The 21208-nt window shown below is 64.2% G+C and carries 15 protein-coding genes; 10 read left to right on the forward strand and 5 right to left on the reverse strand.

The window, feature by feature from the left end; genetic code table 11:
• Positions 1-67: 67 nt before the first annotated feature.
• From HV822_RS07685 to HV822_RS07700, 4 genes are all read left to right on the forward strand, one after another.
• Positions 68-1747: a sensor domain-containing diguanylate cyclase gene (locus tag HV822_RS07685; RefSeq protein WP_238873208.1), complete on the forward strand. Its 1680-nt coding sequence runs from the start codon at positions 68-70 to the stop codon at positions 1745-1747.
• 2 nt (positions 1748-1749) lie between these two features.
• Positions 1750-2631, forward strand: coding sequence for an N-acetylmuramoyl-L-alanine amidase (locus HV822_RS07690; RefSeq protein WP_275419428.1), 882 nt, complete (start codon positions 1750-1752; stop codon positions 2629-2631).
• Between the two features lie 6 nt (positions 2632-2637).
• The gene (locus HV822_RS07695; protein ID WP_238873210.1) at positions 2638-3867 is read left to right on the forward strand and encodes a nucleoside recognition domain-containing protein; all 1230 of its coding nucleotides are present in this window, start codon (positions 2638-2640) and stop codon (positions 3865-3867) included.
• Between the two features lie 236 nt (positions 3868-4103).
• Positions 4104-5432, forward strand: a complete 1329-nt coding sequence (locus HV822_RS07700) for a ribonuclease J (RefSeq protein ID WP_238873212.1) — start codon at positions 4104-4106, stop codon at positions 5430-5432.
• A gap of 188 nt (positions 5433-5620) precedes the next feature.
• Here the strand turns inward: HV822_RS07700 and HV822_RS07705 are convergent, their stop codons facing one another.
• Both HV822_RS07705 and HV822_RS07710 read right to left on the reverse strand, forming a co-directional pair.
• A complete protein-coding gene (locus tag HV822_RS07705) occupies positions 5621-6925 on the reverse strand; it encodes an NAD(P)/FAD-dependent oxidoreductase (protein WP_238873213.1) in 1305 nt (434 codons plus the stop codon).
• A gap of 99 nt (positions 6926-7024) precedes the next feature.
• Positions 7025-7519: an Lrp/AsnC ligand binding domain-containing protein gene (locus HV822_RS07710; RefSeq protein WP_083725688.1), complete on the reverse strand. Its 495-nt coding sequence runs from the start codon at positions 7517-7519 to the stop codon at positions 7025-7027.
• A gap of 142 nt (positions 7520-7661) precedes the next feature.
• Here HV822_RS07710 and HV822_RS07715 point away from each other — a divergent pair, with 142 nt between their 5' ends.
• From HV822_RS07715 to HV822_RS07730, 4 genes are all read left to right on the forward strand, one after another.
• The gene (locus tag HV822_RS07715; protein ID WP_238873215.1) at positions 7662-8963 is read left to right on the forward strand and encodes a D-amino acid dehydrogenase; all 1302 of its coding nucleotides are present in this window, start codon (positions 7662-7664) and stop codon (positions 8961-8963) included.
• Positions 8938-9297 carry a RidA family protein gene (locus HV822_RS07720; RefSeq protein ID WP_238873217.1) on the forward strand — a complete coding sequence of 120 codons (360 nt, stop codon included), beginning with the start codon at positions 8938-8940 and terminating at the stop codon, positions 9295-9297. Before HV822_RS07715 ends, HV822_RS07720 begins: the two co-directional genes overlap by 26 nt.
• A 111-nt stretch (positions 9298-9408) precedes the next feature.
• A complete protein-coding gene (alr, locus tag HV822_RS07725) occupies positions 9409-10479 on the forward strand; it encodes an alanine racemase (protein ID WP_238873218.1) in 1071 nt (356 codons plus the stop codon).
• Between the two features lie 104 nt (positions 10480-10583).
• Positions 10584-11132 carry a cupin domain-containing protein gene (locus HV822_RS07730; RefSeq protein ID WP_238873219.1) on the forward strand — a complete coding sequence of 183 codons (549 nt, stop codon included), beginning with the start codon at positions 10584-10586 and terminating at the stop codon, positions 11130-11132.
• A 114-nt stretch (positions 11133-11246) separates the two neighbouring features.
• Here HV822_RS07730 and HV822_RS07735 read toward each other — a convergent pair whose 3' ends face one another.
• The 3 genes from HV822_RS07735 to HV822_RS07745 form a co-directional block, all read right to left on the reverse strand.
• Positions 11247-12647, reverse strand: coding sequence for an efflux transporter outer membrane subunit (locus tag HV822_RS07735; RefSeq protein WP_238873220.1), 1401 nt, complete (start codon positions 12645-12647; stop codon positions 11247-11249).
• Positions 12640-15813, reverse strand: coding sequence for an efflux RND transporter permease subunit (locus HV822_RS07740; RefSeq protein ID WP_238873221.1), 3174 nt, complete (start codon positions 15811-15813; stop codon positions 12640-12642). Before HV822_RS07740 ends, HV822_RS07735 begins: the two co-directional genes overlap by 8 nt.
• A gap of 74 nt (positions 15814-15887) precedes the next feature.
• Positions 15888-17057: an efflux RND transporter periplasmic adaptor subunit gene (locus tag HV822_RS07745; protein ID WP_238873223.1), complete on the reverse strand. Its 1170-nt coding sequence runs from the start codon at positions 17055-17057 to the stop codon at positions 15888-15890.
• 377 nt (positions 17058-17434) lie between these two features.
• Here HV822_RS07745 and HV822_RS07750 point away from each other — a divergent pair, with 377 nt between their 5' ends.
• Positions 17435-18391, forward strand: a complete 957-nt coding sequence (locus HV822_RS07750; protein WP_238873225.1) for an AraC family transcriptional regulator — start codon at positions 17435-17437, stop codon at positions 18389-18391.
• A gap of 102 nt (positions 18392-18493) precedes the next feature.
• On the forward strand, positions 18494-21118 hold the full coding sequence (locus HV822_RS07755) for a LuxR C-terminal-related transcriptional regulator (protein WP_238873227.1): 2625 nt from the start codon (positions 18494-18496) through the stop codon (positions 21116-21118).
• Positions 21119-21208 lie beyond the last annotated feature (90 nt).

The raw sequence follows: 21208 nt of genomic DNA on the forward strand, positions 1-21208 counted from the left end.
CACTGCGCAGACTAGCCAGCCTGCCCGCATTCCCTATAATCTCTGGTAATTAACCCCCGGAGCCCCCATGTCGGATACCCAGTTAAGCGCCAACGGCTCGCACCACGATATCGAGCCTGACGAGCAGACCGAGCTGCTCAAGCGTGGCCTGGTTCGCGTCAGCATTGCCGCCGCCGGCATCGATCCCTTGCTGGATAAACGACTAAACGAGCTACGTCGCGCCTTGCGCGCAGAAGCCCCTGTTCACCTGCTGGGCGAGCTGCTACCGGACCTGGAACGCGCCGTGCTCGCCGCCGACCAGACCCGCCAGCAACGCGCCATCGAAACCATCAAGGCACTGCAGGAGCTGATTGAGCAGTTGCACGAATGCGACCCACCGAAAGAGGTGGCCCGCAGCCTGCGCGAGCTTGATCGTCAGCTCGATGAGCAGGCCGATCTGCCGCGCCTGCTACCGGCCTGGCTGGCCGAGCTGCAGCACCTGCAACGCCAAACGTTGCAGCAGGAACAGCCTGCCGCCGCTGGTGGCTTGTGGTCACGACTGCTGGGCCGCAAGGAGCGAGCCGGCCAAGCGGCCGCTGCCGACAAGCAAATCGATACTGCCGACGACACCCCGCTTGCCAGCGCCCCGGCGCCGGAACCCCCGGCCAGCGTTGAAGCGGTGCCCAGCGGCAATATCAGTGGCGAAGAGCAGCATTTTTCGCAGCTGGCCGCCCATATCGAATCGATTTTATTGCGCCTGCTGAGCGAGCTACAGGTGCTGGAACGCCAGCAGAACGCCCGTGACCAGCTACGCGACCAGGTCAGCAAAGGCCTTAACTGGTACGAGCTGACCGCCGTACTGGACTCGCTCTGCGAGCTGGTACTGGGCGCTCAGCAAAGCCGACAGGCGGATTTCGAGCGCTATCTGCAGCAGCTCAACCAGCGTCTTAGCCAGTTCCAGGGCAACCTGGAAGACGCCCAGAGCAGTTACAGCGGCTCGCTGGATGCCGAGCGCGAGCTGGCCGGCGCCATTCGTGGACAGGTGGAGCTGATCAACGACAACGTGCGCGCTGCCGACGACCTGAACACCCTGAAGGCCAACGTCGAAACCCGCCTCAACAGCCTGCTGGATAACATTGATGAAGCCCGCGCCCTGCGCGAGCAGCGCGACAACGAAGTCGCCGAGCGCCTGTCCACCATGGTCGAGCGCATCCAGGTGATGGAGCTGGAAGCGCAAACCTTCCGCCGACACCTGGAGGAACAGCGCCAGCAGGCGATGGTCGACACCCTCACCGGGCTCGCCAATCGCAGCGGCTTGCAACAGCGCATGGACGAGGAGTTTGAACGCTGGCAGCGCTACGGCGGCCGACTGCTGCTGGTGGTGCTGGATGTAGACAACTTCAAGTCGATCAATGACCGTTTCGGACACCTGGCCGGCGACAAGGTGCTGCGGCTGATTGCCCAGCAGCTGTCACGCCGCCTGCGCAAGACCGACTTTATCGGCCGCTTCGGTGGCGAAGAGTTTGTTATTTTGATGCCCGGCATTAGCCCCGAACAAGGCGTTGTGGCGCTGGAAGAGCTGCGCGAAGGCATCGCCGGCACACCCTTTCACTTCAAGAACGAGCCAGTGCCGGTCACCATCTCCATTGGCGCCACTGAGTTCCTGCCCAACGACTCCCTGGACAGCACCTTCGATCGCGCCGACAAGGCGATGTACCAGGCCAAGGAGCAGGGCCGCAACAGGGTGGTGCACGCGGCGAATCCATGAGTATGCTGATCCGATACCGCCTGGTTCTGGCCGCCCTGTCAGCCTTGCTGCTCGCCGGCTGTAGCACGTCTCCCAGCATCAACACCCGCTACCAGGCCAAAAGCCAGGACAGCCGCGTGCAGTACGTGGTACTGCATTACACCTCGTCCGGTTTCGAACGCTCACTCTTCACCCTGACCCAGCGCGATGTCAGCAGTCATTACCTGATCAGCGACGGTGAGCCGGTGATCTATCAGCTGGTGGATGAAAACCGCCGCGCCTGGCACGCCGGCGACAGCAGCTGGCAGGGCCGCACCTGGCTGAACGCCAACTCGATTGGCATCGAGCTGGTACAGCCCGGCTACACCGACACCGCAACCTGCCGCCAGTGGCACCCCTGGCAGCAGCCGCAGATCGACGCGTTAATCGATCTGCTCAAGGACATCCAGCAACGCCACCAGCTACCACCGGACGCCTTCATCGGCCACAGCGACGTCGCGCCACAGCGCAAGGTCGACCCCGGCCCGCTGTTTCCGTGGGCGCAACTGGAAGCGGCGGGCCTAGCCGCCCGCGCTGATCCGCAGCGCACCGACGTGATGCGCCACTGGCTGATGGGCCGCACACCCTCGGTGGCCTGGTTCCAGCAAGGACTGCAGCGCTGGGGCTACGCCGTACCGAGCCACGGCAGCCTGGATGAGGCCACCCGCAACGTGATCGCCGCTTTCCAGATGCGCTTTCGCCCAGCGCGCTTTGACGGGCTACCCGACAGCGAGACAGCCGCGCTGCTGGCCGCGCTGGTACCAGAGCAGGGCCGCGCACTGCTCAACGATCCCACGCCCCAGTGGTATCAGCCGGATCAGGCTCAGCTCAGCCCGCGCCTGCCACCCTGCACCGCCGCGGACTGATCAGGCATGCTGAACTGGATCTGGCTCGGCTTTTTCATCAGCGCTTTTGCTGCCGCACTCTGGCAATGGCTAGGGCTGGGCGACGCCGAGGTGTTCAGCCGTCTGGTCACCGCGCTGTTCGATATGGCACGGCTTAGTGTGGACATCATTCTGGTGCTGGTCGGCACCATGACCCTGTGGCTCGGCTTTCTCAACATTGCCGAGAAGGCGGGGCTGATCAATCAGTTGGCCCGCCTGCTCACACCGCTGTTTCGCCGCCTGATGCCGGAGGTGCCAGCAGGGCACCCGGCGCTGGGGCACATCACCATGAACTTCGCCGCCAATGTGCTTGGTCTGGACAACGCCGCCACACCCATCGGCATCAAGGCCATGCACTCGCTACAGAGCCTCAACCCGAGCAAGGACACCGCCAGCAACGCGCAGATCCTGTTCATGGTGCTCAACACCTCGTCGCTGACGTTGCTGCCGATCACCATCTTCATGTACCGCGCGCAGCAGGGCGCCAGCGACCCGACCGAAGTGTTCCTGCCGATCCTGCTGGCTACCAGTGCCTCCAGTCTGGTTGGCCTGCTGAGCGTCGCGCTGATTCAGCGCCTGCGGCTCTGGGACCCGGTGGTGCTGGCGTATCTGGCGGGCGGCGCCGTCGCCCTCGGGCTGTTGCTGACCACCCTGGCTGGCCTGTCGGCCGAGGCGCTGGCAGCCACTTCTACACTGGTCGGCAACCTCACTCTGTTCGGCATTGTCATCGCCTTTTTGCTGATCGCCGCGCTGCGCAAGGTGAACGTCTACGACAGCTTTATCGAAGGGGCCAAACAGGGCTTTGAGGTCACCATCTCGCTGCTGCCGTTTCTGGTCGCCATGCTGGTGGCCGTCGGCGTGCTGCGCGCCAGCGGCGTGCTGGATGCACTGCTCGACGGCATCCGCTGGCTGGTCGAAGGGCTGGGTTGGGACACCCGCTTTATCGACGCCCTGCCAACCGCCTTCATCAAACCCCTGTCGGGCAGCGGCTCGCGCGCCATGATGATCGAAACCATGAACACCTTTGGCGTCGACAGCTTCCCGGCCCAGCTGGCCGCCACCTTCCAGGGCAGCACCGAAACCACCTTCTACGTGCTTGCCGTCTACTTCGGCGCCATCGGCATCAGCCGCGTGCGCCACGCGCTCGGCTGCGCGCTGCTGGCTGATCTGGCCGGTATGCTCACCGCCATTGGCGTCTGCTATTGGTTTTTTGGATAACAGCGGCTGAAGGCTGAAGGCTGAAGGCTGAAGGCTGAAGGCTGAAGGCTGAAGGCTGAAGGCTGAAGGCTGAAGGCTGAAGGCAAATCAGTCTTGCTGGTTGGCCAGACCGCGTCAAGCACCCTATTATGAGCACAATCGTTGGTAGCCACTCGCTCTGCTTTAAGCCTCCAGCCTCCAGCCTCGAGCTTCCAGCCGCGCAGTACACCGCTTCACACCCAACATAAGGTTTCCCCATGCGCGCCCGCTTCGACCAACTCCACCGCCAGCCAGGCCCCTGGTTTGTGGCCTTGGGCGGCGCGGGTATGTTCGGCGCCAACTTCTATCTGTATGGTTCGGCCGGCGAGTGGATTGCGGTAGATTGCGGCTTTGCCCTGAACCCGACACCCAGCGGTCGCAACGCCGTCTCGGTGCCCAGTCTGGCCGCGCTGGAACGCTATGACATCACGCTGTCGGCGATTCTCATCACCCACGGTCACGAAGACCACATCGGCGCTATTCCACACCTCTGGCGCGCGCTGGAGTGCCCGATCTACGCCAGCCCCTTTGCCGCCAGGCTGATTCGCGCCAAGCTAGACCCGGGCCTGACCTGGCCGCGTTTGCAGGAGATTCGTCCGCTTGAGCCCATCGGCATCGGCGCGTTTCAGGCCGAATGGATTCCGGTCACCCACTCGATCCCCGAGTCCCATGCCATCGTGCTGGAGGTCGCCGGCAAACGCCTGTACCACAGCGGCGACTGGAAGCTGGACAACCATCCGGTGGTTGGCGAGCTGACCGCGCAGGCACGCCTGCAGCAGCTGGGACGTGACGGCATTGACGTTGTCGTTGGCGACTCGACCAACGCCCCGGTGTCCGGCGCCAGCCGGTCTGAGGCCACCGTGCAAAACGGTCTGCAGGATGCTATCCGGCCCTGTCGCCAGCGCGTTATCGTCACCTGTTTTGCCAGCAATCTGGCGCGCCTGCACAGCCTGGCGGATATCGCCTTCGACTGCGGGCGCTATGCTGCGCTGCTGGGCCGCAGCCTCACCCACATGCACAGCATCGGGCGCGCTCAGGGCTACCTCCGCGCGCGACCCGGCTATATCGGCCCATGGGAACTGGGCCATCTGCCGCGCGAGCAGCAGCTGTGGGTGTGCACCGGCAGTCAGGGCGAACCGGGCGCGGCGCTGGGCCGGTTGGCCGCTGGCAGCCATCCGCACCTGAGCCTGGAGCCGGGCGATACCGTCATCTTCTCCTCGCGCCTGATCCCCGGCAACGAGGCGGCGCTGGAGCGCATCAAGCAGGGTCTGAAAGAGCAGGGCGTCGAGCTGATCGACGACGACCTGCAGCCCCAGGTGCACGCCTCCGGCCATCCCCCGCAGGACGACCTGCGCCAGCTGTACGGCTGGCTCAAGGCCCGCTACCTGCTGCCGGTCCACGGCGAGCTTTATCACCAGCAGGCGCATATGGCGCTGGGCCGCGAACTGGGACTGGGCGGCCTGATCCCCGGCAACGGCGACCTGATCGACCTCAGCGCACAGCCGGCCAAGGTGGCAGAGCTGCCGTGGGGGCTGGTAGAGGTTTAGGCCAGCTGGAGGCTGGAGGCTGGAGGCTGGAGGCTGGAGGCTGGACAGGGTGCACGCCATTCAAAAACGTGCTCAAGCAACCTTGCCTGATAGCGGCCAAGATCCAGTCACTGCAACAGCTCAGGCTGCTTCTAACTTCCAGCCTTCAGCTTCAAGCCTTCAGCCGCCGGTGCCCCAGCGCCGGCCCGCTAAAACAGTTCCTTGGTCCGCTCCCACAGCATCCCCATCGCCAGCAGCGGCGCGCGCAAGCGCTGGCCGCCCGGGAAGGCCAGGTGCGGTACCTTGGCGAACACATCAAACCCGCTACTGGCCTGGGTGGCGATGGCTTCGGCGAGCAGGCGGGCTGCCAGGTGGGTGGCGTTGACGCCGTGGCCGGAGTAGGCCTGGGCGTAGAATACATTGGGCTGCTCATCGAGCCGGCCGATCTGCGGCAAGCGGTTGGCGCCGATGCCGATCATGCCGCCCCACTGGAACTCGACCTTCACATCGGCCAGCTGCGGGAACACCTTGAGCATCTTCGGCCGCATGTAGGCGGCAATGTCCGCCGGGTCACGGCCGGAGTAGTGACAGGCGCCGCCAAACAGCAGGCGATGGTCCGCCGAGAGGCGGTAGTAATCCAGCGCCACCCGCTGGTCACACAGCGCCATGTTCTGCGGAATCAGGCTGCGCGCGCGCTCCTCGCCCAGCGGCTCGGTGGCAATCACATAACTGCCGGCCGGAATCACCGTGCCGCCAAGCTTGGGGTTGAGCTGCCCCATATAGGCATTGCAGCCCAGCACCAGCTGCTTGGCCCGCACCCGGCCGGTGGCCGTGTGTACGGTCAGGGTGTCGCCATACTCAATGCGGCTGACGGGCGAATGTTCAAACAGCCGAGCGCCGAGCTGACGAGCAGCGGCGGCTTCGCCCAGCACCAGATTAAGCGGGTGCAGGTGGCCGGAACCCATATCGGTCATGCCGCCGATATACTGATCGGAGCCGACCACGCTGTGCAGCTGCTCGCGCTCGATCAGCGTCATCTCGTGGCGATAACCCAGTGATTGCAGCTCTTCACGATCAGCCAAAAAGCCTTCCATGTGCGCTGGCTTGTTGGCCAGATCGCAGTAGCCCATGGTCAGATCACAGTCGATATTGAAGCGCGCAATGCGCTCGGTGACGATCTCGACCGCCTCGATACCCATCAGCTTCAGGCTACGCACACCCTCGGCGCCAATCTGCTTTTCGAAACGGTCAACGTCATGGCCAACGCCGCGAATCAGTTGACCGCCATTACGGCCGCTGGCGCCCCAGCCGATCTGATGCGCTTCCAGCAGCACCACCGACAGCCCGCGCTCGGCCAGCTCCAGCGCCGTGTTAACGCCGGTAAAACCGCCGCCAACGATGCAGACATCCGCCTGCTCCTCCCCCTGCAGAACCGGCAGCCCGAGCTGCTGGTTGGCGGTGGCGGCGTAATAAGAAGGGGCGTGCTCGTGGGTATGGGTTGCGCTGCGCAGCATGGGATTATCCGTTTGCGATCATGGCGTTTGAAATCGTGAAACACCGTAAATAAAATTTGACGCCAGCATAACCAGATACCAGCGCCCCTACAATCCCACTCAGTCTGACTCCGGAATCGGCAGTGCCAGCGTCTCTTTCAGCTCTTCCATCACGATATAGCTTTTCGACTCCCGTACGCCGGGCAGGCGCAGCAGAATATCGCCCAGCAGCTTGCGGTAGGACGCCATCTCGGAAATCCGCGCCTTGATCAGATAATCGAAGTCGCCCGAGACCAGATGACATTCGAGCACGTGCGGCAGCTTGGTCGCAGCACGGCGAAAGTCATCAAAGATATCGGCCGACTTGGAATACAGGCTGATCTCGACAAACACCAGCAGGTTGGCCTGCAGCTTCTGCGGGTTGAGCCGCGCGCCGTAACCGAGGATGAACTTCTCCCGTTCCAGCCGCTTTACGCGCTCCATACAGGGCGTGGTAGACAGCCCCACACGCTCGCCCAGCTCCACATAGGACATCCGCCCCTCTTCCTGCAGCAATTGCAGGATATGGCGGTCGATGCGATCCAGCTCGCGACTGGAGGCCTTTCTGGTTTTCATGAAATACCCCTGAAAAACAACTTTTGAAAAGAACCTTACTCTGCAATACGCAAAATAAACGAAAAATCAGGCCAGATCACTTGCCATAGAATAGCGATATCACCCAACAACAAATTCATCAGCACATTTGCGGGAGCACAGCATGCAGGTTCTCATCCTCGGTAGTGGCGTCATCGGCGTTACCAGCGCCTGGTATCTGGCCCGCGCCGGCCATCAGGTCACCGTGGTTGATCGCCAGCCTGGCGCCGGCCTGGAAACCAGCTTCGGCAACGCCGGCATGATTTCCCCCGGCTACTCTGCCCCGTGGGCCGCGCCGGGCGTGCCGTTCAAGGCGGTCAAGTGGATGCTGGCCAAGCACCCGCCGCTGTCCATCCGCCCGACCAGCGACCCGCACCAGTACCGCTGGATGGTACAGATGCTCGCTAACTGCACTGCAGCGCGCTACGCGGTCAACAAGGAACGCATGATGCGCCTGGCCGAATACAGCCGCGACTGCCTGATGGATCTGCGCAGCGACAGCGGCGTCGATTACGAACACCGTGAGCAGGGCACTCTGCAAGTATTCCGCACCCAGAAACAGATGGATGCCGCCGCCAAGGACATCGCCGTGCTGGAACGCTGCGGCGTGCCTTACGAAGTCCTCGACCGTGACGGCTGCGTGCGCGCCGAACCCGGCCTGGCCGCCAGTGCCGGCAAGATCATCGGCGGCCTGCGCCTGCCCAACGACGAAACCGGTGATTGCCACCTGTTCACCACCCGCCTGGCGGCCAAGGCTGCCGAGCTGGGCGTCGAATTCCGCTACAACTGTGCCATTGCAGAACTGCTCAGCGATGGCGCGCAGATCAACGGCGTGCGCCTGGAAAGCGGCGAACTGCTGACCGCCGACCGCTACGTGCTGGCCCTTGGCAGCTTCTCACCGAAACTGGCCCGCCCGCTCGGCTTCGACCTGCCGATCTACCCGGTCAAGGGTTACTCGCTGACCCTCCCGGTGGCCAACGATGCGATGGCGCCGGTTTCCACCATCATGGATGAAACCTACAAGGTCGCCGTTACCCGCTTTGCCGACCGCATCCGCGTGGGCGGCATGGCCGAGCTGACCGGCTTTGACGACAGCCTGAAAGAGAAGCGCCGCGCCACACTGGAAATGGTCGTCTCCGACCTGTTCCCGCAGGGCGGCAAGGTGGCCGAAGCCACCTTCTGGACCGGCTTTCGCCCGATGACCCCGGACGGCACGCCGATCATCGGCGCCAGCAGCCTGCGCAACCTGTATTTCAACACCGGGCACGGCACCCTCGGCTGGACCATGTCCTGCGGCTCCAGCAAACTGCTGGCCGACCTGCTGTCCGGTGAAAAGCCCGCACTGAACGCCGGCGATTACAGCTTTGACCGTTACTCCAACCACAAGGAACACCAGCACCATGGCCATCCAGCGTCTGCACACTAACCACCGCATGAGTCAGATCGTGATTCACCAGAACACGGTCTATCTTGCCGGTCAGGTTGCCGCCGATGACGACCTCACCAAAGGCGCCGCCGAGCAGACCCGCAGCACCCTCGCAGAGATCGAGAAGCTGCTGGCCGAAGCCGGTACCGACAAGACCAGGATCCTGTCGGTGACCATCTACCTGAAAGACATCGACGCCGACTTTGAAGCCATGAACGGTGTTTGGGATCAGTGGCTGCCGGCTGGCACCGCACCGGCCCGCGCCACCGTTGAAGCCAAGCTGTGCGAGCCGGAGATTCTGGTCGAGATGTCGGTCGTCGCTGCACTGCCCTGAGGTTGCGGCAACACTTGTTCACCCTCTCAGTCACCGCTCCCACGCGTTCAGTGGTGTCTGATATTCTGGCGGGGCACGTTGCCCCGTCTTTTTTATTCAAGATGCCTTGTCATGCGCCCAGCCCACGCCCTGATCGACCTGTCTGCCCTGCGCCACAACTACCAACTGGCCAAATCCCTATCCGGTTGCCGCGCCTTTGCGGTGATCAAGGCCAATGCCTACGGGCACGGCGCCGTGCGCTGCGCCGAGGCCTTGCAGGGTAGCGCCGACGCCTTTGCCGTGGCCTGCATAGAGGAGGCACTGGAGCTGCGGGCCGCCGGCATCCGCCAGCCGATCCTGCTGCTGGAGGGCTGGTTCGAGGCCGAGGAGCTGCCACTGCTGGCCGAGCACGACCTCTGGGCCGTGCTGCACCATGAAGAGCAACTGCTGCAGCTGCAGGAGGCCACCCTTAGCCGCCCACTGCACATCTGGTTGAAACTCGACAGCGGCATGCACCGCGTCGGCTTCAGCCCCGATGAATACGCCAGCGTCTGGCAGCGTCTGGCCACCCTGCCGCAGGTGGCCAGCTTGAGCAAGATCACCCACTTCTCCCGCGCCGACGAGCCCGAAACCGGGCGGACCGAACAACAACTGGCCACCTTTGCCGCCGCCACCGCCGGCCTTGAGGGCGCAGCCAGTCTGTGCAACTCACCCGGCATCCTGGCCTGGCCGCAAGCCCATCACGACTGGCTGCGCCCTGGCATCATGCTGTATGGCGCCACGCCGTTTGAGTTCGCGCAGGAGAACGCCGCCAAGCTGCGCCCGGTGATGCAGCTGACCTCACGCATCATCGCCGTGCGCGAGCTGCCGGCCGGAGAGCCCATCGGCTACGGCTCGCGCTTTATCACCCCCCGGTCGACCCGGGTTGGCGTGGTTGCCATGGGTTACGCCGATGGCTACCCGCGCCACGCCAAAGACGGCACGCCAGTGCTGGTCGACGGCCAGCGCACGCGGCTGATTGGTCGAGTGTCGATGGACATGCTGACGGTTGACCTGACCGACCTGCCCGCCAGCGGCCTGGGTAGCGCAGTTACCCTCTGGGGCGACGGCCTGAACGCCAGCGAAGTCGCCCGCTGGGCCGACAGCATTCCCTATCAGCTGTTCTGCAACCTGAACCGCGTACCCCGTCACTATCGAGACTGATGGAACTGCACGGCCGTTGAAAATTCTGAACAGCCGTGCAATTATCCTCCCGGTGGAACGCCGTCCGTGCGTTCACTCCCATGATTTGCCGGAGGAAGCAGCCATTGGACGTTGGTGCCCGTCTCAAAACCATTCGTAAACTCAAGGGTTTGTCCCAGCGTGAACTGGCCAAGCGCGCCGGCGTCACCAACAGCACCATCTCCATGATCGAGAAGAACAGCGTCAGCCCCTCGGTCAGCTCCCTGAAAAAAGTGCTCTCCGGTATCCCCATGTCGCTGGTCGACTTTTTCTCGCTGGAGCTGGAGCAAGACAGCCAACGCAAGGTGATTTACCGCGCCGACGAGCTGCTCGACATCGGCAGCAATGAAGTGACCATGAAACTGGTTGGCAAGGGCCACCCAAACCGCGCCTTCGCCTTCCTCAACGAGACCTACCCGCCGGGTTCTGACACCGGCCCGGACATGCTCAACCACGAAGGCGAAGAAGCCGGCACCGTGGTCAGCGGCCAGCTGGAAGTGACCGTAGGCAGCGAGGTCTATGTGCTGGAGACCGGCGACAGCTACTACTTCGACAGCAACCAGCCGCATCGCTTCCGCAATCCGTTTGATGCGCCCTGCGTGCTGATCAGCGCGACCACACCGGCGAACTTCTAACCCCCCGCCGGTGGATCGTAGGGTGGAGAACGCCGCAGGCTTCTCCACCAAGCAACCTCGACAATCTCGCCCAGCGCCGTCTTCAAGGCCGCCCGGTCACGGCATGCCGTGACCCTATGCCTCGGGTTCCGGCGGGGCGCCGGCCAGTGAGCGGTAGACGCTGACCATGGCGGTTGCCGTATCGATACGGCTCTGCACCAGATCACTGCGCACACCGGTCAGCTGCTGCTCGGCATCCAGCACTTCGAAGTAGTCGATATAGCCCTGCTCGTAGCGCAGGCGCGCCTGGTCGACCGCCGCCTGCGCCGCTTCGCTGGAGGCCTGCAGCCAACGGCTGCGCTCTTGCGCGTGGCGGTAGCGCACCAGCCCGTTCTCGGTTTCTTCCAACGCCAGCAACACGGCCTGCTGGTATTGCGCCAGCCGCTCGGCACCGGTGGCATCGGCAGCGGCAATACGCGCACGCACGCCTTCCACATCAAGAAAAGTCCAGTCGATACCCAGCGTTACGCTGCGTGACTCGGCGCCCGCAGTGAACAGGTCACCGTCGCGGCCCACCACCGAGCCCAGCAGTGCGCCAAGGGTAAAACGCGGGAACAGATCGGCAGTCGCCACGCCGATACGCGCCGTCGCTGCGGCCAGATGCCGCTCTGCCGCCTGGATATCCGGACGGCGGCGCAGCACGTCAGCCGGCGTACCCACCGCAATACGCGCACTGATCGCCGGCAACGGCCGGGGCGCAGACAAGGGTTCATTCAACGCCGCCGGCGGCTGCCCGGTGAGCACCGCCAGCCGGTGCAGACTCAACTGCACCGCCGCCTGGCGCTGCGGCACCAGTGCGCGCAGGGCGTCCAGTTCGGCCTGCGCCCGCACCCGATCAAACTCGGTGGCGCTACCGGCGTCTACCCGGGCGCTGACGATATCCAGCGAGGCCTGCTGCAGCTCGACGTTCTCTTCGGCCACCGCCAGCAGTTGCTGCTGACCGCGCAGGGCGAAGTAACTGCTTGCCAGCTGCCCGGCAACCGCCACCTGCATGGCCGCCAGATCGGCGGCGCTCGCCTGCAGGTCCGCCTCACCGGCCTCAACCGCCCGTTGCAAACGACCGTAGAAATCCAGCTCCCAGCTGGCAACTGCGCCCAGATTGTACTGCTCCACCCGCTCACGCGCAGGATCGCTGCGTTGCACCTCGGCCAGATGCTGCTCGGCCGCTGAACCTGCCAGTGTCACGCTCGGCCAGCGGTCGCGACGCGCCCCGCGCAACAGGGCCTCGGCACCCTGATAACGTGCCAGCAGGGTACGCAGGTCCAGGTTATCGGCCAGCGCGTGGTCAATCAGGCTGGCCAGCTGAGGGTCCTCAAAACCCGACCAGAAGCGCACTTCGGCTGCCTGCTGGTCGGTTGCCAGCGCACGGGCCTGACTGTATCCGTCCAGCGGCACCGGCGCCGGCGCCTGGTAATCCGGGCCCACCGCGCAGGCCGTCAGCATCACACTCAGAGCCAAGGGTAATAGCTTATACATTGGCTGTTTCCTCCTGCTGCGCAGCGGGGCGTTCGACGGCCAGCGAGGTGCCAGCCAGCTTGCGCAGCGCGACATAGAACACCGGGGTCAGCAGCAACCCGAACAGGGTCACGCCCAGCATGCCGGTAAACACGGTAATGCCCATGGCGTTGCGCACTTCGCTGCCAGCGCCCGAGGCGAGTACCAGCGGCACCACACCGGCGATAAAGGCGACCGAGGTCATGATGATCGGGCGCAGGCGCAGGCGACTGGCTTCCAGCGCCGCCTTGACGGTCTCCACGCCGTCCATTTCCTGCTCGCGGGCAAACTCGACAATCAGAATGGCGTTCTTGCACGCCAGCCCCATCAGCACCACCAGACCCACCTGAACAAAGATGTTGGCGTCACCACCGGTCCACCAGACGCCGAGCATGGCGGCCAGCAGACACATGGGCACGATCAGGATCACCGCCAGCGGCATCACCCAGCTCTCATACAGCGCCGCCAGCACCAGGAACACCAGCAGCAAGGCAACCGGGAACACCACCAGCGCGGCGCTGCCCTGATTGACCTGCTGGAAGCTCAGATCGGTCCACTGGATATCCATGCCCGGTGGCAGCGACTTGGCCGCCACGGACTCAACCATGGCCAGGGTTTCGGTGGACGACAGCATCGACGGATCGGACTGACCGATCAGGTCCGCCGCCGGATAACCGTTGTAACGGATCACCGGGTCCGGGCCGAAGCTCGGCGTCAGGCTGACCATGGTGTTGAGCGGCACCATCTCGCCCGCGCCATTGCGCACGTACAGGCTGTCGATGTCACTTGGCTCGTCACGGAAGGGCGCATCAGCCTGCGCGCGCACCTGATAGGTCCGGCCAAACAGGTTGAAGTCGTTGATGTACTGCGCACCAAAGTACAGCTGCAGGGTGCCGAACAGTTCATCCAGCCGCACGCCCTGGGCCTTGGCCTGCAGACGGTCCACCTCGGCATCCAGTTGCGGCACATTGGCCTGATAGGAGGTGATCGGGAAACTCAGGCCCGGCGTCTGGCTCAGTTGCATCGCCAGCCCGTCGGTCGCCTGCTGCAGGGCGCCGTAGCCGTTGCCGCGGCGATCCTGAATGTACAGCGAATAACCCGATCCCGCGCCCAGACCAAATACCGGCGGCGGCATGAAGGAAATGGCAAAGCCTTCTTTCAACTGGCCCAGCTTGCCGTTAATCTCGGCGGCAATCTCATCAGCCGTACGCTCGCGGATGTCGAAGTCGTCGAACAGGATAAACACGGTACCGACGTTTGGCGTATTGGTGCCCTGCAGCGCGTTAAAGCCGACAAAAGCCGCCGCGTTGGCGACACCCTCGGTGTCCAGCGCCAGGTCGCTGACCTGACGCGCCAGCGCCTCGGTACGGTCCAGGGTCGCGCCTTCGGGCAGACGGATGCTGCCGATCAGATAGGTCTTGTCCTGCACCGGAATAAAGCCGCCCGGCACCTGACGGAACATCACCACGGTCACGCCCAGCAGCAGCAGATAGGCCACAAACACCATGCCGCGACGACCCAGACTGCGGCCGACCAGCCCTTCATAGCGTTCGGCGTTACGCTGGAAGAAGCGGTTGAACGGGCGGAACAGCCAACCGAAGCTGCGGTTGATCATGCGGGTCGGCAGATCCGGCGCAGCGCCGTGGGGCTTGAGCAGGGTGGCAGCCAGCGCCGGCGACAGGGTCAGCGAGTTGATCGCCGAGATCACCGTGGTAATCGCGATGGTGACCGCAAACTGGCGGTAGAACTGCCCGGTAATGCCATCCAGAAACGCCATCGGCACAAACACCGCGCAGAGCACCAGACTGATCGCCACAATCGGGCCACTGACCTCGCGCATCGCCTGGTGCGCCGCCGCCAGCGGGGCCAGACCCTGCTCGATATTGCGCTCGACGTTTTCCACCACCACGATGGCGTCGTCCACCACAATGCCGATCGCCAGCACCATGGCAAACAGCGTCAGGGTGTTGATCGAGAAGCCCAGCATCAGCAATACCGCGAAGCTGCCGACAATCGACACCGGCACCGCCAGCAGCGGAATCAGCGAGGCGCGCCAGGTCTGCAGGAACAGGATCACCACCAGCACCACCAGCGCGACCGCCTCCAGCAGGGTAGTGATCACCGAACTGATAGAGGTGCTGACAAACACCGTCGGGTCGTAGGCTACTTCCCAGCTCAGGCCGGCCGGGAAGTCTTCGGCCAGCTCGGCCATCTTGCCGCGCACCGCCGCAGACACATCCAGCGCGTTGGAGCCCGGCGACTGGAAGATCGGCAGCGCCACCGCCTGACGGCCGTTGAGCAGCGCGCGCAGCGAATCCTCCTGGGCCGCCAGCTCGATCCGCGCCACGTCACGCAGGCGGGTTATCTCGCCGTCTGCACCCGTCTTCAGAACGATGTCACCAAAGGCTTCGGTGCTGTCGAGCCGGCCCTTGGCGTTAATCGAAATCAGCAGATCCGAGCCCTGCGGCATCGGTGGCGCACCAAGCTGTCCGGCCGACACCTGCACGTTCTGCTCGCGCACGGCAGCATCGATATCGCTGGCGGTCACGCCCAGCGAGGCAGCGCGCTGAGGGTCCACCCACAGGCGCATGGCGTAGTCACCGGCGCCAAACAGACCCGCCTGACCAACACCGGGGATACGCGCCAGCTCGTCGCGAATATGCAGCACCGCGTAGTTGCGAATGTAGGTCGCATCCAGGCTGTCATCCGGCGAGATCAGATGCACCGCCATCATCAGGTTGGGCGACTGCTTCTGGGTAGTCACCCCCAGCTGTCGCACGTCCTCGGGCAGGCGCGGCAAGGCCTGAGACACCCGGTTCTGCACCTGCACCTGGGCCTGATCCGGGTCGGTGCCCAGGGCAAAGGTCACAGTCAGTGCCAGGCTGCCGTCACTGCCGGCCACCGACTTCATGTAGATCATGTCTTCCACACCGTTGATGGCTTCTTCCAGCGGCGTGGCGACGGTCTCCGAGATGGTTTTGGGGTTGGCGCCCGGGTAGCTCGCGCTGACCAGCACGCTGGGCGGCACAACCTCCGGGTACTCGCTGACCGGCAGCATCGGGATGCTGATCAGGCCAACCACAAAGATGATGATCGACAGCACCGAGGCAAAGATCGGTCGGTCGACAAAGAAACGTGAAATATTCACGGCAATAGGCTCCCTTGGCGTGCTCCAGAGAGCACGCCCCAGCAATATCGTAAAAAGGGGAAGTCAGCTCAGGATCAGAACGCGGTCTGCAGCGCGACCTCGGTACTGACCGGCTGGCTGCGGTCCATCGCCACCAGCTGGGGCGCGACTTCGATACCCGGATAGAGAATTTTCTGCAGGCCATTGACCACCACCCGGTCGCCCGCCTGCAGCCCGCCGCTGATCACCAGCAGGCCGTCCACCCGGCGGCCCGTCTCGACAAAGCGCCGAGTCGCACGATCCCGCTCATCGAGCACATAGACATAGCGACGATCCTGATCGGTCAGCACGGCTTTCTGGTCAATCAGGATTGCCTTGCTGGCCGCCGCCACCGGCATCTGCACCCGGGCAAACTGGCCGGGGCGGAACCGGCCCTGCGGATTGGCAATCACCGCCCGATACTGCAGGGTGCCGGTGCCCGGGTTGAACTGGTTGTCGACAAAGTCCAGCTCACCGCTGAACGGAAAGTCATCGCCGCTGCCCAGGCCCAGGCGCACCGGCACCGCTACCGCCTCAGCATGCGGGTTGGCCTCGACGGTTTGCTGATCGCTCTCGAAGTACACGTACAACGGGTCGACCGAGACCAGTGTCGCCAGCAGTGTGGCGTCGGCTGTCGCCAGGTTGCCCCTGGTAATCTCCGCACGGCCCATGCGGCCGGACACCGGCGCCTTGACCTCGGTATAGGCCAGATCCAGCTCGGCGTTATCCTGCGCGGCTGCAGCCGAGGCCAGCGCGGCCTGCGCCATGCTGTGCGCGGCGCTGCGCTGCTCCATCTCCTCGCGAGAAATAGCGCGACGCTCCCACAACTGCTCGGCGCGCCGCGCTTCACGTGCGGCCAGCGTCACCTGGCTGCGGGCCCGGGCCACATCGGCGCGGGCCATTTGCAACCGCGCCTGATAAGGACGCTGATCGATAACAAAAAGCACCTCGCCTTGCTGCACCAGCTCACCCTCCTCAAAGGCCACCTGATCGATGTAACCGCTGACTCGCGGACGCAGCGCCACGGTTTCCGGGGCCGCCAGGCGGCCGGTAAAGCTGTCCCAGAGTGTCACATCACGCGGCTGGGCCACGGCAACATCCACTTCCGGCGCTGGCATAGCCTGATGGGCGACCTGATCGCCGCTGGCCTCGCAGCCGGCCAGCAGCAGCAAAAGCATCGACGCGGCGCTGACCCGCGTAAAGGCATTCAAAGCAGGCGTGTTCATGATTCCATCGCTCCCTGTGAGTTGGGCAAGTTGGCAGGCAAAAAGGAGGGTCTGTCCCCGTACTCCGTTTGGCGCACTGGCAGGTGGAAGGGGATCAGGTATGGCGCAAAGAGTAAGCTCGGGGAGCGGATCGCAGGTAGCGGGGTTCTGCGCAAAAATTGCCTATTTCTACTTTCATAGAGAATTTGGCAATCCACTGGCCTGGCGCCAAAAAAGGCATGGCCGCGCCAGAAGCAGGACAAAGCGAACCTTACAGCACAAGGCTTTGCGCGATCCTGCAAGCTTATTGCCTGATCCTGCAATTGCCAATACGCTGTCATAAAGCGGTCTATTACGCTGCGTATACTGTCGCGAAACTCCAGAGGAGCACGTTTCAGATGAGCGATATAAACACCTGTCAGCCGCGGCTTGATCTGCCCATGTGCCGCCAATTGGCCGACCTGGCTGGTGAGCGTGCGCCGCTTGAAGGCATCAATGACACGGCCATTCCCGGCCTGCAGGTGTATCGAGCCGACCACCCCACCAGCTTCAACTCGGCCGTCTACGAGCCCGCGCTGTGCGTCATAGCCCAGGGCAGCAAAACCGTGCAACTCGGCGACAAGGAGATTATCTACGGCCCGTTGAGCTACATGATCTCGGCGGTCGAACTGCCGGTGGTGGGCTGCGTAGTGGACGCCACCCCAAGCCAGCCCTATCTGGCCGTCAAGCTGTCGCTCGACCAGCAGGAAGTGGCCGACCTGATTCTGGAGCTGGGCGACGCCCTGCCACCGCTGGATCAGCAGCGCGAATGCCCTGCCGCCTCCTGCGGCCTGTGCGTGGCGCCACTGGACAGCAATATTCTGCAAGCCATGACCCGGCTGGTCTCGCTGCTATCCTCCCCTACCGACTGCCGCATTCTGGCCCCTCTGGTGCGGCGCGAGCTGATTTATCGGGCATTGGTCGGCGAAATGGGCTGGCGCCTGCGCGACTTTGCCGCCACCGACACCCAGGCTCACCGCATTTCCAAGGTGATCGCAGTTCTCAAGGACCGTTTTGCCGAACCGCTGCGGGTACGCGAGCTGGCCGAAGACGTGAACATGAGCGAATCCAGCCTGTTCCACAGCTTCAAGCAGGTTACGCGCATGTCGCCGGTACAGTTTCAGAAGAAGTTGCGCCTGCACGAAGCCCGACGACTAATGCTGACCGAAGGACTGGAGGCCGCCACCGCCAGCTACCGCGTCGGCTACGAAAGCCCATCGCACTTTAGCCGCGAGTATCGCCGCATGTTCGGCGCGCCGCCGCGCGCCGACGTCAGCAAACTGCGCGGCGAGCAGGGAATGGCGACCGCGCTGTAACCAGAAGGCTGTTGGCGCCTGCCGACGGCGACTTTTTTCGGCCAGGCTAGGCCAACAGAGTGGGTATACTGCGCAGCAGATCCACCAGCCGCAGGCGTAGCGATGAGTCAGCACAGGCAGCACAGCGAGTACCGGGCCGCACCACCGCCCGAGCAGGCGCGCCTGCGCCCGCCGCCGCTGCCTGCGGAACCACTGGCGCGCATCGAGCTGCTCGACAGGCTCACGCAACACCTGGCCCGAGGGCGGCGCCTGGCGCTGCTTACCAGCCCGCCGGGCTACGGCAAAACCACGCTGATGCACACCTGTGCCCTGCAACTGCAGCAGGACTGGCTCTGGCTGCGCTGCAGCAGCGCCGACAACCAGCCAGGGCAACTGCACAGCCAGCTGACCGCGCTGCTGGACGTAGCACCAGCCGCTGACCCAGCCCACCTGGAAACGCTGCTGTTCAACCAGCTGGAAACACGCCAGGCACCACTGGTGCTGTTTCTGGACGACCTGCACCTGCTGCGCAGCACCCGGGCACGCCAGTTGATCAACCGCCTGCTGACACTGGCGACGCCGCGACTGCAGCTTGTTGCTGCCAGCCAGGGCCAGCCGCAACTTGCCATTACCCACCTGCACCGCGACCAACAGTTACTGGAGATCGATAGCGCAGAGCTGGCCCTGGACAGCCAACAGATCGCCGCACTGGCCCGCGCCCGGCACATCGAGCTGGACAATGACAGCCTCTATCAGCTGCGTACCAGCACCGAAGGCTGGATCAGCGGCGTACTGCTGGCCCTGTCTGCCCGCGCCCGGCAGGCAAACACCGACGACGACACTGCGCGTTACCTGAATGAGTCGGTGCTGGACAGCCTGACCCCGCGTCTGCGCCATTTTCTGCAGCAAACCGCGGTGGTCAGCGCCTTTAGCCCGGCGCTGGCAGCGCACTTGAGTGGCGATGCGCAGAGCGAGAGCACCCTGGCCCAGCTAGGCCGGGCCGGCCTGTTTATCGAGCACAACCCGGACCCGCTGCTACCGCTGCGCTACCACCCTGCGCTGCGCCACGCCTGCCAGCAGCAACTGCTGCAGCGCGCGCCGGACCGCCTGCGGCAGCTGCACCTGCGCGCTGCGGACTGGCTGCTGCAACACGGCTGCTACGGCGAAGCGGTCTATCAACTAGGCCGTGGCGGCGATTACAACCGCTTGCTGGCCGAAGTCGAGCAGCACAGCTTTGATCTGCTGCGCGAAGGCAAGGTGGACTCCATCGTCGACTTTCTGATGGACCTGCCCAACCGCGACACCGACCATCTAACGCTGGCCATCACCGAGGCCAGCACCGTGATCGCCACCAATGACATCGAGCGCGCCCGCCTGTGCCTGGCCCGCCTGCAACGCTTGATACGCGAGCTGCCGCCGCCAATTCCCCGACCCGAACGGGTGTTCCAGAGCATGGCCTTTGTACGCAGCCGACTGGCGGTACTGGCTGGCAACTACCGCCACGGGCTGCGCCTGACCGGCGACAGCCTGCGCCGCTGGCCACAGCAAACCGCCGCCAGCGCGGTGTTGCTGTACAACCGCGCCAGCTGCCTGCACGCATTGGGTGAACTGCACGCCGCCCGCCAGGTAGCGCAGGATGCACTGACCCGGCTCAGTCAGTTTGCCTTTCGCGGCTACACCCACAACCTGCAGCTGCTGCTGGCCCAGATTGACCTCAGCCAGGGCGACAGCGCCGGCGCCGCCCGCCGCCTGGGCGCCCTGACCGACCAAGCCGATAGCCGCTCGAACACCTTTTACGAGCTGTTTCTCAACATTGGGCAGGCGCAGGTTCTGCAGCAACAGGGCACCTTTGAGGCGGCACGACAGCAACTGGCCCAGGCCGAAGCAACCGCACTGGAAGTCAGTCACAGCGCCGCCTTACCCTGGGTACTGCACTACCAGGCCTGCCTGCACGACGCCTGGGATCAAAGCGCCACCGCCGCACGCCTGTGGGATGAAAGCCTGCGCCTGAGCCGGCAATTTCGCCTCTGCGGACTCTATCGGCTCGCCGCTGCCTGGCGCGTAAGGCTCGCCGTGCGGCAGCAGGACGAGGCCAGCATCCAGCACTGGCTAGGGGAGTGGCGCTGGTGCCAGCAGCAGGGCGAGGCCGGCGCCCACCGCGAAGAGCTGCTGGCCTATGCCTGGGTGCTGCAGCAACAGGGCCAGCACAACGAGGCCAGTCAGCGCGCCGCAGACCTGCTCAGCCAGGCCCAGCAACAGGGCAACCACTGGCTGGCCCTGCAATCACACCTGCTCAGCGCCCAGCTGGCACGCGACCTCGGCCAGCAAGACAAGCTGATCAACCATCTGGAAGCGGCGCTGCAGCTCAGCCTGCAACACGGCTTTGCACAATTGCTGCAACACGAAGGCCGCAACCTGAACGACGCGCTCAGGCCACTGCTGTCCGCCCGCTTTCGTCAACAGCAGGGGCTCGCCCCACTGCCCGCCGACAACCCGCTACTGCATCCGCTGCAGCAGCTGGTGACCGACCGCCAGACCCAGCAGCTGCTGATAGAACCGCTGACCCGCCGCGAACAACAGGTGCTGCAGCGCATCGCCCGGGGGCAGAACAACCAGCAGCTGGCCGAGGCACTCTCGGTCAGCACCAGCACCATCAAAACCCATATCAACAACCTGTTCCGCAAACTGGGCGCCAGCGAGCGGCAGCAAGCCATCCAGATTGCTCGCAGCCTCAAACTGCTGCCCTGAAGCCTCGCGAGCCAGATCAACGGCCCACCTTCTCCACCCATCTCCACCCAAAAAATCCACCCTTGGTTGGACGCGCCAGCCCTGGCACTT

This window comes from Halopseudomonas maritima (assembly GCF_021545785.1).
GTDB classification, from domain to species: domain Bacteria; phylum Pseudomonadota; class Gammaproteobacteria; order Pseudomonadales; family Pseudomonadaceae; genus Halopseudomonas; species Halopseudomonas maritima.

Excerpts from the sequence above, each read along its gene's own strand:
- HV822_RS07715 (WP_238873215.1), top strand. The coding sequence starts at position 7,662 with ATGCAGGTTCTCATCCTCGGTAGTGGCGTCATCGGCGTTACCAGCGCC.
- HV822_RS07750 (WP_238873225.1), top strand. The coding sequence starts at position 17,435 with ATGAGCGATATAAACACCTGTCAGCCGCGGCTTGATCTGCCCATGTGC.
- HV822_RS07745 (WP_238873223.1), bottom strand. The coding sequence starts at position 17,057 with ATGAACACGCCTGCTTTGAATGCCTTTACGCGGGTCAGCGCCGCGTCG.
- HV822_RS07700 (WP_238873212.1), top strand. The coding sequence starts at position 4,104 with ATGCGCGCCCGCTTCGACCAACTCCACCGCCAGCCAGGCCCCTGGTTT.
- HV822_RS07695 (WP_238873210.1), top strand. The coding sequence starts at position 2,638 with ATGCTGAACTGGATCTGGCTCGGCTTTTTCATCAGCGCTTTTGCTGCC.
- HV822_RS07735 (WP_238873220.1), bottom strand. The coding sequence starts at position 12,647 with ATGTATAAGCTATTACCCTTGGCTCTGAGTGTGATGCTGACGGCCTGC.
- HV822_RS07690 (WP_275419428.1), top strand. The coding sequence starts at position 1,750 with ATGCTGATCCGATACCGCCTGGTTCTGGCCGCCCTGTCAGCCTTGCTG.
- HV822_RS07755 (WP_238873227.1), top strand. The coding sequence starts at position 18,494 with ATGAGTCAGCACAGGCAGCACAGCGAGTACCGGGCCGCACCACCGCCC.
- HV822_RS07685 (WP_238873208.1), top strand. The coding sequence starts at position 68 with ATGTCGGATACCCAGTTAAGCGCCAACGGCTCGCACCACGATATCGAG.
- HV822_RS07710 (WP_083725688.1), bottom strand. The coding sequence starts at position 7,519 with ATGAAAACCAGAAAGGCCTCCAGTCGCGAGCTGGATCGCATCGACCGC.
- alr (WP_238873218.1), top strand. The coding sequence starts at position 9,409 with ATGCGCCCAGCCCACGCCCTGATCGACCTGTCTGCCCTGCGCCACAAC.
- HV822_RS07705 (WP_238873213.1), bottom strand. The coding sequence starts at position 6,925 with ATGCTGCGCAGCGCAACCCATACCCACGAGCACGCCCCTTCTTATTAC.
- HV822_RS07720 (WP_238873217.1), top strand. The coding sequence starts at position 8,938 with ATGGCCATCCAGCGTCTGCACACTAACCACCGCATGAGTCAGATCGTG.